The organism is Bacillus sp. NPDC077411, from assembly GCF_044543425.1.
Classification (GTDB): Bacteria; Bacillota; Bacilli; order Bacillales; family Bacillaceae_G; genus Bacillus_A; species Bacillus_A bruguierae.
The window spans coordinates 72,617-84,874 of the sequence record NZ_JBITWA010000001.1; the positions used below are offsets into that span (position 1 = coordinate 72,617).

At 37.5% G+C, this 12,258-nt stretch carries 13 protein-coding genes; all 13 read right to left on the bottom strand.

Annotation, left to right across the window (positions count from 1 at the left end; all coding sequences use genetic code 11):
* Nucleotides 1-11: 11 nt before the first annotated feature.
* On the bottom strand, nucleotides 12-779 hold the full coding sequence (locus ACIGHG_RS00345) for a menaquinol-cytochrome c reductase cytochrome b/c subunit (RefSeq protein WP_336471640.1): 768 nt from the start codon (nucleotides 777-779) through the stop codon (nucleotides 12-14).
* A 51-nt stretch (nucleotides 780-830) separates the two neighbouring features.
* Nucleotides 831-1,505: a menaquinol-cytochrome c reductase cytochrome b subunit gene (gene qcrB / locus ACIGHG_RS00350; RefSeq protein WP_020059592.1), complete on the bottom strand. Its 675-nt coding sequence runs from the start codon at nucleotides 1,503-1,505 to the stop codon at nucleotides 831-833.
* The gene (gene qcrA, locus ACIGHG_RS00355; protein WP_090912543.1) at nucleotides 1,506-2,018 is read right to left on the bottom strand and encodes a menaquinol-cytochrome c reductase iron-sulfur subunit; all 513 of its coding nucleotides are present in this window, start codon (nucleotides 2,016-2,018) and stop codon (nucleotides 1,506-1,508) included.
* Between the two features lie 140 nt (nucleotides 2,019-2,158).
* Complete coding sequence (locus tag ACIGHG_RS00360; protein WP_396546634.1) at nucleotides 2,159-2,617, bottom strand: YpiF family protein; 459 nt, start codon at nucleotides 2,615-2,617, stop codon at nucleotides 2,159-2,161.
* 213 nt (nucleotides 2,618-2,830) lie between these two features.
* Nucleotides 2,831-3,367, bottom strand: coding sequence for a ReoY family proteolytic degradation factor (locus ACIGHG_RS00365; RefSeq protein ID WP_090912547.1), 537 nt, complete (start codon nucleotides 3,365-3,367; stop codon nucleotides 2,831-2,833).
* Nucleotides 3,368-3,439: 72 nt separating this feature from the next.
* Nucleotides 3,440-4,702: a tetratricopeptide repeat protein gene (locus ACIGHG_RS00370; protein WP_396546636.1), complete on the bottom strand. Its 1,263-nt coding sequence runs from the start codon at nucleotides 4,700-4,702 to the stop codon at nucleotides 3,440-3,442.
* A 110-nt stretch (nucleotides 4,703-4,812) separates the two neighbouring features.
* Nucleotides 4,813-6,102 carry a 3-phosphoshikimate 1-carboxyvinyltransferase gene (gene aroA / locus ACIGHG_RS00375; protein WP_396547167.1) on the bottom strand — a complete coding sequence of 430 codons (1,290 nt, stop codon included), beginning with the start codon at nucleotides 6,100-6,102 and terminating at the stop codon, nucleotides 4,813-4,815.
* A 113-nt stretch (nucleotides 6,103-6,215) separates the two neighbouring features.
* On the bottom strand, nucleotides 6,216-7,328 hold the full coding sequence (gene hisC / locus ACIGHG_RS00380; protein WP_396546638.1) for a histidinol-phosphate transaminase: 1,113 nt from the start codon (nucleotides 7,326-7,328) through the stop codon (nucleotides 6,216-6,218).
* Between the two features lie 20 nt (nucleotides 7,329-7,348).
* Complete coding sequence (gene aroH / locus ACIGHG_RS00385; protein WP_090912555.1) at nucleotides 7,349-7,705, bottom strand: chorismate mutase; 357 nt, start codon at nucleotides 7,703-7,705, stop codon at nucleotides 7,349-7,351.
* Nucleotides 7,702-8,793 carry a 3-dehydroquinate synthase gene (gene aroB, locus ACIGHG_RS00390; protein ID WP_396546640.1) on the bottom strand — a complete coding sequence of 364 codons (1,092 nt, stop codon included), beginning with the start codon at nucleotides 8,791-8,793 and terminating at the stop codon, nucleotides 7,702-7,704. Before aroB ends, aroH begins: the two co-directional genes overlap by 4 nt.
* Nucleotides 8,793-9,965, bottom strand: coding sequence for a chorismate synthase (aroC, locus tag ACIGHG_RS00395; protein WP_396546642.1), 1,173 nt, complete (start codon nucleotides 9,963-9,965; stop codon nucleotides 8,793-8,795). The genes aroB and aroC overlap by 1 nt, the downstream gene beginning before the upstream one ends.
* Nucleotides 9,966-10,636: 671 nt before the next feature.
* On the bottom strand, nucleotides 10,637-11,083 hold the full coding sequence (ndk, locus tag ACIGHG_RS00400; protein ID WP_396546644.1) for a nucleoside-diphosphate kinase: 447 nt from the start codon (nucleotides 11,081-11,083) through the stop codon (nucleotides 10,637-10,639).
* A 122-nt stretch (nucleotides 11,084-11,205) separates the two neighbouring features.
* The gene (gene hepT, locus ACIGHG_RS00405; protein WP_336471634.1) at nucleotides 11,206-12,168 is read right to left on the bottom strand and encodes a heptaprenyl diphosphate synthase component II; all 963 of its coding nucleotides are present in this window, start codon (nucleotides 12,166-12,168) and stop codon (nucleotides 11,206-11,208) included.
* Nucleotides 12,169-12,258: the final 90 nt, after the last annotated feature.

The following is a 12,258-nucleotide window of genomic DNA, read 5'->3' on the forward strand; positions in this document are numbered from 1 at the left end:
GAAGTTTCACTTTATTTTTTGTTATATTTCTCAATAAATGCCGATAGTTTCTTCAACTCTTCATCTGTTCCTTTAAAAACACCTTTTGGCATTGAACCTTTTCCATCTTTTGCAATTTTCGCAATTTCTTCTGGCTTTAATGTCAAGTTTTGCAATGCTGGTGCAGCTGCTCCCCCTTGCAAGTTTTCACCGTGACATGTTAAACATGTATTTTTTTGCATAATTTTATAACCGTCATCATTCTTATCAACTTGTACTGTTTTTACAATTGCACCTTGCTTTTTCGCTGCTGCCCAGTCATGCGTAGCAACAGATTCCCACGTTAGGAAAACGATGGATGCCAACGCTAAAAGCATAAATCCTGTTGCAACTGGACGTTTAAACGGACCGCGTTCTGGCCCCCGGTCAAGAAATGGAGCAAGTAATAATGCGCCAAATGCGATGCCTGGCATAATAAATGCGCCAATGACCGTATACGGACCAGATGCATAAGAATACTTTAACAATTGATACAGAAATAAGAAATACCAATCTGGAAGTGGTATATATCCTGTATCTGTAGGATCTGCAATTCTTTCTAGTGGCGATGGATGCGCTACCGTCAAACAAAGATAACCAATTAAAAAGACGGCACCAACCATCCACTCTTTTAATAAAAAGTTTGGCCAAAATGCTTCTGTTTTGCCTGGATATTCTGAATAATCTTTCGGAATATTCGGTTTTCTAACAGCAGGTACTCGAGAATCTCCGACAAACTTCATCCCTTTGCCGCGATGCATAGTCTCCCTCCTTTAATTATGTTCTGTTCTCCCTTTAAATCAAATAACATCTTATAGTGGACCAGAAATACCTTGTTTGCGAATCATGATGAAGTGAACTGCCATTAATCCTAGAAGTGCAGCTGGCAAGAAGAATACGTGAATAGCAAAGAAGCGAGTTAATGTTTGGGCACCGACAATTTCGGAGTGGCCGGCAAGCAACGTTTTTACATAAGGTCCAATAAGTGGTGTTTGTTCTGCAATTTGAATCCCTACTTTTGTTGCAAATAATGCCTTCATATCCCATGGTAATAAATATCCTGTAAAACCTAATCCTAACATAACAAAGAAAATAAGAACTCCGACAATCCAGTTTAATTCACGAGGCTTTTTATAAGCACCTTGAAAGAAAACTCGAAGTGTATGTAAAAACATCATCACGATAACGAGACTCGCTCCCCAGTGATGCATACCGCGAACAATTTGTCCATATGCCACTTCATTTTGTAAGTAATAGACAGATTCCCACGCATTTTTAATATCTGGTACATAATACATTGTCAAAAACATTCCTGATAAAATTTGAATGACAGTTACAAAAAATGTAAGACCACCAAAACAGTAAACAAAGGCAGAAAAGTGATGCGCTGGGTTTACATGTTCCGGCACTTCATGGTCTGCAATATCGCGCCACAAAGGCGTAATATCAAGCCGTTCATCTACCCAATCATAAATTTTATTTAACATCTACTTTGCACCCCCTTGTGGCTTCGCTTTACCTAAATAAAGCGTTCCATCTTTCACCTTTGACTCATACACATCAAGCGGCGCAAGTGGTGGTGTTCCCTTTACGTTCTTTCCGTCTTTCGTATAACGCCCCCCGTGACACGGACAATAAAATTGATTTGGATGTGACTTGTCCGAATTCCAGTTTACTGTACATCCTAAATGCTTACAAATTGGAGAGAATGCTACAATGTCTCCGCTTTCCTCTTTGTGTACCCACGCTGACTTTGGTTCTTCTGATTTATACCAACCGTCAACTTGTTTTACCTTAAAATCGAAGCGTTTCGGTTCAGCCGTAATATCTTTCACTTGCGCGACTGCAACCATCTCCCCCCCTGCTTCTTTCCTTAGAACTGGGTCAAGCGCAAAACGCGTCATCGGCATTAAAATCCCTGCCGCCATAAATCCTCCTACACCGGTAAGAGTGTAGTTTAAAAACTGTCTTCTTGACACCCTATGTTCTCTCTCACTCACGAAAATTTCCCCCCTCTATCAGAAATTGTCCCCCGTGAAAAATTGAAATAAAAGATAAAGACTAGGACACTATCATGATATAATACCCTACTACATTGGTCAATATCATACTAATCCCAATTATTAAAACCTTCTATTAATTATTTATTTTCCCATTTTTCAGTTAATATTTCCATAATATTTTTTATTTGCGTATGAATTATTTCTCTTTTCGCTTGATCACTGAGCTGTTCTAGCGGTAGTGCTGGTAGACAAAATAATTGTTCTGTTAAGTCGTATTCAAATTCTTTCCAAGAAAAGTCACCCGTAATTAACGCAATATGCTGCAAACCTCTCTCTTTTAAATAGTTCGTCCAATCAAGTAGACGTTGCCTCTCATTTGCACACGCTCCTTCTACATACGTAAATGCTGGTAATAAGAATACTCTACCTTTATACTCCCTCTCTAGCTCTCTAGTTAAAGCTGAAATAAATTCTCCTTCTACAGCAGCTGCTTTCATTTCCTTTTCAAATGAAATTGAAAGCAGCGGTATAATTCCTGTATCAATATATTCTCTTGTTTTTTCGTATTGTACTACATCTGCTACAGCCCATTGCACACTCAATAGCCCCCTTTTCCTCTTATTCCTACTCTAACAAACTATATGACTTATATGTTAAAAAATTGAAATGAAAACATATGATTACAAAACAGTTTACTTTATTTCTATTAAACCATACAGATAAAGGTAAAAAAAGAAAAACCATCTATAAAAGACGGTTTTTCTTTGGAATAGTCTAAAAATTGTCAAAATTAACTTTCACAGAGAAGTTTATAAGCGTTTTAACTCGCCTGTTAACCTGCGAAATGCTTCTTCATCTTGAGTATCAAGTGCCTCGTCAATTCGTTTCAAAAGTCGTTCTTTCCGAAATGAATATACACTTTCCTCTAAGAATCGCTCTGCTAATAAACGATCTTTTTCATTTACTTCGATATTCTTCGGTAAATATGGATTTTCTTCTAACACCGCAACATAGTTCGCATTTTGAAAAGATGACTTGAAGTTAAGCTGAATATAAATATCTTCATCTCTGTTTAAGCGAATATCATGAAAGGATTTTTCCGCATCAGTCGTCATTACATTTTGTTTATAAAAATGAAACGGTAAATCTTTCACACAATTTGCTGACATCACCAGCCCACGCGGACAATATTTCGCATGCTCTACAAAATGCACCTTATCCATTAATTGATCGTGACTCATTAAATAATTTAAAATCCAAACACATTCTCGCTGTTTCAGTTGATAATTATTTAAAAACCATTTTACGAAATCTTTCTTTTCGTTCACAGAAACAGGGGTATTCATCGCACTTAATCCCTCCTCTGCCCTTCTTTTTTCTTTTTACATTCAAGAAGCAGCATTAAGTTTCCTTCCAACTTAAGAAAAATCTTCTAAATTATATAATAATTCTTCGATATGCGTTTGCGTTGGATCTAGTTGTAATAAACGTATAAATACTTCTTTCGCCTCTTTTCGCAATCCCTCTTCTAACAAGAAGTAGCCGTACTCCTCTAAGAAGTCTGGATGATTCTTAAAAGAAGTATATGCACTTTGGTAATGTTTTAATGCATCTGAATACAATTCTAATTGTTTTTTCGCATAAGCAATATCCCAAAGTAATTGCGTGTCCATTTCTCCGTTATCAATAGCTTTTTCTACAACAGTAATAATCTCTTCATACCTTTCTTCTTCCTTTAAGATGTATGAATATTTTAATGTAGCACCTAGATGTGCAGGATCAAGCTCTAACGCTTTTTTTAGCGCATCTTCCGCTTCATTTCTTCTCCCTAGTTTCACTGCGATGTTAGCAAATTCTACATAAAACGGTATCGATAATTCATCAATTTTTATTCCTTCTTGAAGCGTTTCATAACTCTCCTGAAGCATTCCTTCTTTTTCATAGCATTTCGCCAAATACATATATAAAGAGGCATACTCTGGATCTAACTCTTTTAATTCTTCCCATACACTGATTGCTCTTTGATACTGTTCTCCTTGATATAGCGTAAACGCAAATCCAAATAAGGAATGAATGTCCTTCTGTTCTTCTAAACCTTCCTCATAGTAAAAAATCGCTTCATCCCATTGCCCAAGTGCACTTAAATTTTCAGCTAAACGAAGCGGAACAACGACACCGCCCATCACTTTGTGTTCTGGAAGTAATGATTCATAATATGGAATTGCTTTACTATCTTCTCCTTTACTGCTATACAATTCGCCAAGTCCGAAAGCAACTACTGGCTCATCTGGCATCATCGTTTTCGCTTTTAATAATTTTTGTTCCGCTACTTCATCAAAACCTTGCATTTGATATAAATCAGATGCAAGTAATAGAGATTGAACATATAATTCATCATTCTCTGGAATATCGTGAAGTACTTCAATCGCTTCATCCTCTTTATCTAAATCAATATATAACTCTGCTAAAAATAGCGTAAATTCACTTTCTTCTGGATATAGCAAACGTAGATCTTCTGTTATTTCTAGCGCTTGATCTATAAATCCTAGTGTATAGTAATAACGAGCAATATCGTACTTTTCTTCATCCGTACTTTGTTTTACTTGTTCTGCTAATAGTTGTAACCCTTTCTCTACTTCCCCATTTTCAATATATGTAACAGCTTGTTCAAACTTTTGCATAACTCGCTCCTTTAAATAAATACTTATGTAAATTCCATAATAAACAACTGCTTCTGTGTAATCAACCGTAATGATGACGAAAAGAACCTTCTCAAAAAGAAAAGATTCTTTTAGCTTTGTAGCATGTGTAACTGTTGAAAGAAATTTGGATATGACACAGCTACCGCCTCACTATTTTCAATGATAACTTCTCCATCTGCTATACACGCTGCAATTCCTAACATCATACCAATCCGATGGTCCCCATAACTATTTACCACATTTCCGTGTAATTGCATTTTACCACGCACAATCATACCATCTTCTGTCGCTTCAATATTTGCTCCTAATTTCTTCAATTCATTAACAACTGTATCAATACGATTCGTTTCTTTTACTTTTAATTCCTCTGCATCCTTAATTACAGTTATCCCTTCAGCTTGCGTTGCTAACAATGCTATAATTGGAATTTCATCAATGAGTCTTGGGATAAGCGTACCACCAATCTCTATCCCTCTTAGCTGTGAGGTTTCAACTGTAATATCACCGCATGGTTCAAACTCTTCATTCCGAATATTATCTATTAACAAATTGGCACCCATTTGGGATAGTACATCAAGAATCCCCGTTCTTGTTGGATTTAATCCTACATTTTTCAGGACAATTTTACTATTTGGTACAATCGCACCTGCCGCTAAGAAAAAGGCAGCTGAAGAAATATCTCCTGGCACCTCAACATTTGCGCTAGAGAGCGTTTGTTCACCCTGTAATGATACAGTTAATCCGTCAACAGTAACATCGCAACCAAATGCACGTAACATACGCTCTGTATGATCACGAGATTGTAATGGTTCTGTCACAGTTGTCACGCCTTTCCCTTGTAGTCCTGCAAGGAGAACAGCTGATTTCACTTGCGCACTTGCTACAGGAGAAGAATAATGCATACCTTTTATATTCCCTCCTCGAATCGAAAGAGGAGTAAACTGTCCATCTTCTCTTCCATCGATTTTAGCACCCATTTGACGAAGGGGTTCTGTAACACGTTTCATCGGACGTTTTCCAATTGAAGCATCTCCAATAACTGTACAATGAAACGGTGCATTTGCAAGTATACCAAGCATTAACCGAATTGTCGTTCCTGAATTCCCAACATCTAGTACTTCTGTTGGTTCTACTAATCCTTGTAATCCTTTTCCATATACAGTGACATCGGTACCATTTTGTTCAATCGTGATGCCTAACTTTTGAAAACAAGCAATTGTACTTAAGCAATCTTCACCTTGAAGAAAATTTGTAATCCTTGTTACCCCTTCTGCAATCGCCCCAAACATGACAGCACGATGCGAAATAGACTTATCTCCAGGAACAAAAATCGTTCCGTTTAATCCATTCTTAAGCTTTGTTAATCGTTTCACCTCTATCACCTCTATATCATGTAGAATTATGTATTTGTTTCTTTATTGTACTTCTTTCCTTCTTCTTTACGCAAATAAGATGAAAGAAACGACTCCTAGTCATGGAGCCGTTTCTTTTCTTATGAATATGTTTCTTCTTTTTTCACGTTCTCCTCTATAAGTTCAGTAAGCACTTCTATAATTTCTGCATTCTCTTCTTTCGTTCCAACTGTAATACGAATACCATTCGGTAAACCAAGTGGTCCACCAGAACGAACGATGTATCCTTTTTGCAATAACCTTTCAAATACTTCATCACCTGAGAGTCCAAGATCTAAAAAGATAAAATTCGTCTGTGATGGATAGTAAAATACTTGATAATTCTCACAAAAATCATAATATTGCTGTAATCCTTCATTATTCACTGTCACACACTCTTGTAAAAACGCTCGATCTTCAATAGCAGCTTGCGCAACTACCTGTGCAATTGATGACGTATTAAATGGTAATCTAGCAATTTCTAACGAACGCATTAACTTTTCATTTCCGACTGCATAACCAATGCGGAATGACGCTAATCCGTATGCTTTTGAAAATGTGCGCAATACCATAAGATTTTCATATGTCTCTAGGAATGGTAATGTTTGCGGATAATCTCGCGCTCCAGCATACTCATAGTATGCTTCATCCATAATAACAAGTGTTGTTTTCGGAACTGCCTCTAAGAATGAAAGTAATTGTTTTTCTGCTACATATGTTCCGGTCGGATTATTTGGGTTACAAATCCATACAATTCGCGTATGCTCATCAACTTGCGCAAGCATTGCCTCTAAATCATGTGTACCATCTTTTAAAGGCACTTCACGTACTTCCGCTTTTTCAATTACGGCATGATGACGATATTGTGAAAATGTCGGCTTTGCCATAACAACATTTGTTCCTTCTTGTAAAAGAGCACGGCTAATCATTTGAATTACTTCATCTAAGCCGCTACCAAATAAAATTTGTTCTCCTTTTACACGAAGATGTGCTGCTAATTTTTCACGAAGAGCATACGCCCCGCCATCCGGATAGAGCGCATATTGCCCAGCTAACGATGCCAACGCTTCATCTACACGTTTTGAACATCCAAATGGATTTTCATTTGACGCTAGTTTCACAATTTTAGATAGTCCATATTGTCTCTTTACTTCTTCAATATTTCTCCCTGGCACATACGCTTTAAGCGACAATAATTGCTCTTTTACTTTCATTCGAATTCCCCCTGTCATTTTTATAAATCGGGCCTTAGTTGTACCGCTTTCTCTAAATAGACATGCTGAATTTCATGCTGTCGTTTATTTGTCATAACCGTCATCATAACACGAATGCATTTCTCAAGAGCATCTGGTACTTCTATTTCTTGCATGCACATAACCGGTACATATGACCAGCCTTCAATACGTCTTAATGCAGCCGCTGGGAAACATGCATTTATATCTGCTGTTGTTGAAATGAGTACAGATACAATATCACTAGGCGAAATTCTATTATTCTTTGCTATTTCTTTCACTAAACGCTCTGTTGCAGTCAATATTTGTTCGCTTTCATTACAATTGACTGTAATCGCGCCGCGAATTGCGCGAATCAAATAGACTCCCCCTCTCTTTGAAATGCTTCTAAAGCCGTTCGGACGGTCTCATCTGAAATAGATACGACATCTACTACCCCAATCTCCTGCATAATAACCATACGAATTGTTCCACCGTTCGCTTTTTTGTCTTGTTTCATTACTTGAACAAGGCGGTTCACATCAAGTGTATTTGGCATACTTGGATAGCCATATGCCGTAAACCAACGCTTGATTTCCTTATATTGAAGGTCTTTTCCATATATTTGTTCACTTAAAAAGATAGCAAATAACATGCCAATCGCAACGCCATCACCATGTGTTATGTTTCCATATCCCATCTCTTTTTCAAGTGCATGTCCAAGTGTATGCCCAAAATTTAAGTGAGCACGAATACCTTTTTCAGTTTCATCCTCTGCTACAATTTTTGCCTTTACTGGAATCGCTCGTTGCAGTGTATAAATTAATCTATCATCTCTTAAATCAGTCAGCTGTTTCACTTCTTTACGAAGCCAATGATATAATTCTACATCTCCAATAAGCGAATGTTTAATGACCTCCCCAAAACCAGAGCGCCATTCTTTTTCTGAAAGCGAATTTAAAAACGGGGTATGATAAATCACCGCTTCTGGCTGATGAAATGCGCCAATCATATTTTTCCCAAGTGGATGATTAATTGCCACTTTCCCTCCAACTGCACTATCATGCGCAAGTAAAGTTGTTGGTATTTGGATAAATCGAATCCCTCTCATAAACGTCGCTGCAACAAACCCTGCTAAATCCCCAATCATCCCACCGCCAAGCGCAAGAATAAGCGAATGACGATCTAAACCTTTTTCAAGCGCAAACGTTTGAGCAGCATAATAATTTTCAAACGACTTTTCTTTCTCACCACTTGGAACCACAAATGAAAATACGTCTTTTTCTAACTGCAAAGTATTTATCACTTCGTCTAAATGAAATGATGCTACCGTTTCATCAGAAATCAGTAAAATATTCGAAACAGCTGGTTTCATATTTTCTATAAGCGTTGCTAGTTGTGATAATGCATCATTTCCGACATACACATTATATTGTTTAGAACTTGTTTGAATCTGTATTGTCTCCATTAAAACTCCCTCGCATATTCGTTATGTTTCTTTATATTTTCACGAATTAAATCGATGCGATCTGTTCCAAATTGTTTGATTACAGCTGCAGCAAGTTCCCAAGCTACAACGGCCTCTGCTACAACACTAGCTGCTGGCACTGCACAGCTATCTGAACGTTCAATACTTGCTTGAAACACTTCTTTCGTATCAATATCTATACTTTGCAACGGTTTATACAAAGTTGGAATTGGTTTCATAACCCCGCGAACAATAACTGGCATCCCAGTCGTCATACCGCCCTCTAATCCACCTGCGTTATTTGTACGTCTTGTATACCCAAGATCCTTGTCCCATAAAATCTCGTCATGAACAAGGCTTCCAGGCTTATGAGCTGCTTCAAAACCAATTCCAATCTCCACACCTTTAAATGCATTAATACTCATGATCGCAGCTGCAAGTTTTGCATCTAATTTACAGTCGTAATGCACATAACTTCCGACACCAATCGGCATCCCTTCGACAACAACTTCAACGATTCCTCCGATAGAATCCCCGTTTGCTTTCGCATCATCAATTGCTTGCATCATTTTCTTTCCTGCATCTTCATCTAAACAACGAACAGGAGATGCCTCTGTAATCGTTTGTAGTTCTTCAATAGAGGTATACGACTGCTTTTCTGCTTTTACTCCTCCAATTTCAATGACATGTCCTGCTACTTTTATCCCTAATTCTTCTAAAATACGCTTTGCAACAGCTCCAGCAGCAACACGAACCGTCGTTTCTCTAGCAGAAGATCGCTCTAATACATTTCGCATATCACGATGTCCATATTTAATTGCCCCGTTTAAATCTGCATGTCCTGGACGTGGTCGTGTAATTTGCCGTTTTATTTCTTTTGATTCTTCATCTGTTAACGGTTCTGCACCCATAATTTTTGTCCAATGTGCAAAATCACGATTTTCGACAACAAGCGTAATGGGTGCACCAATTGTATATCCATGGCGAACACCGCTTAAAATTTGAACTTGATCTTTTTCAATTTGCATGCGGCGTCCACGTCCGTAGCCTTTTTGTCTTCTTTCTAACTCCGTATTAATATCATTTGCTACTAAAGATAAACCTGCCGGAATCCCCTCTAATATTGTCGTTAGTTGCGGTCCGTGAGATTCACCAGCTGTTATATATCGCATCGGTTACTCCCCTTTACTTCAGTATTTATGTAACACTATATCATAACCTTTATTGTTTCGTAACTATATAAGTACGAATTGAAGAAACGACCTAAAAATCCTCTTTCTTCGTAGGGAGGACGAGAGCATCTGGCCGTGCATAGAAGCGATCAGGGCCTTTTCCTGCCACATGCGAGGTTAAAACAAAGAGAGAAAGCAAGTAGCGGTCATGTTGTATTCTGCATAGCAGCGACTTATATGTTGAAAAATCAAAATGGATTTATATATATACAAATTGAAAACCGACATAAAAAACCCTTTCTTCTTAGGGGGGACAAGAGCATCTGGCCATGCATAGAAGCGGTCAGGACCTTTTTCTGCCACATGCGAGGTTAAAAAAAAGAGAAAAAACAAGTGCAAGTTCCTTTTTGTTCTGCATGGCAGTGACTTATAAAGAGAAGCAGAGCCGACTGTTTAGGCCCGTTGGCTAAGGTTCTTTCACACAGAAGGTGCTTTTTATCTTCTCGTGTGGAAGGTTCTTAGACATGAGGGCTTAGGAGGCAGAGCTAGACAAAGATATTGAAACATCAAAATGAAATAAAAAAGCGCAAGAAGGAATGTGACCATCCTTTCTTGCGCCTTTTCCATTATATCTACTATTTTTAAAGCGATTACAAATTATTTCAAAATAATTAGTAAATCCACTCATTCATTACTCTAGAGTATTCAACTAGCTCTTCTTTTTTAAAGAAAATACCAATTTCACGTTCTGCACTTTCAAGAGAATCTGAACCGTGAATAATATTTTTTCCAACTGTTAGTCCAAAATCACCGCGAATTGTACCAGGTGCAGCTTCACTTGGTTTTGTTTTCCCCATCATATTACGAGCTGTTTCAACAACACCTTCACCTTGCCATACCATTGCAAAAACAGGTCCAGATGTAATGAAATCTACTAATTCGCCGAAGAATGGTTTTTCTTTATGTTCAGCGTAGTGCTCTCCAGCAATCTCTGGTGTGATTTGCATAAGCTTAGCACCAACTAATTGAAAGCCCTTTCTTTCAAATCTAGCAACAACCTCCCCAATGATTGCACGCTGTACACCATCTGGTTTTACCATTAAGAACGTTTTTTCCATAATAAATCTCTCCACTTCTCATTATGTATATGATTGTATATCCCCAAACACATAGTATCACCCTTATCAGAATTGTGCAATAGTTTTGAAATGGAGAGATTATTATTTTTTTCGAAAAACATTTAAAATTTACGTTTTCCAATATACTTCGCAACATTTTGCAACGCCAGTTTTGCCTGTCCACGAGGCAACGGCTTAATAACTTCTAATGCCTTATGTAAATATCTTTCGCTAAATGCAAAAGCTCGATCAATTGCATCACTATTTTTGACTGCTTCAATAATTTCTTTCATTTCATCTGAAGACGTATTTTCATTTACGCAAATAATTCTCTCACGAAGTTTACGATCTTCCATTGCATATAAAGCAGGAAGTGTGATATTACCTTGTAATAAATCTCCACCCGCTGGCTTTCCAAGCTTTTCTTCTGTGGACACAAAATCTAAAATATCATCAATAATTTGATATGACATACCGACAAAGTACCCATACCAAAACAAACGATTTACAGTATCACGACAAGCTCCAGATGCAATTGCACCCAATTGACAGCTAGCTGCAATTAACAATGCTGTTTTCCGCTTTATACGGCGTAAATATGTTCGTAAATTTTGCCCAAAATCATACTTATCTTTAATTTGCTCAATTTCACCTTTACACACTTCAAGAATTGTATTTGATAATGCTTTATGCACTTCTGGATTTTCTAAATTTGTAATACATTCCAGAGACTTTGCAAATAAATAGTCACCTGTATACATTGCAATGCGATCACCCCAATTGGCATTTACAGTCGCACTTCCTCTTCTTAAAAGAGCGGCATCAATTACATCATCATGCACAAGAGAAGCCATATGGATAAGCTCTAATGCAACCGCAACATGTTTAATCACATCAAGCTTATAATCGCCGAATTTCCCTGCAAGCAAAACGAAAACAGGTCGGATTCGTTTTCCACCGGCCTCAATCAATTGCAACGCTGCTTCTTCCAGCAATTGTTGCTCAGAAGCAACAACCATTTTTAGTTCTTTCTCAATTTTACCAATATCCGATCGTAAAAAAGAATACATAAGTTGTAACTTCATATCGTTCACCTTAACCTAAAACTTCTTTTCTATTTTATCCCGCTCTAATCAATAACAAAACTTCCATCTTAAAATTATTAGAAAATAAAA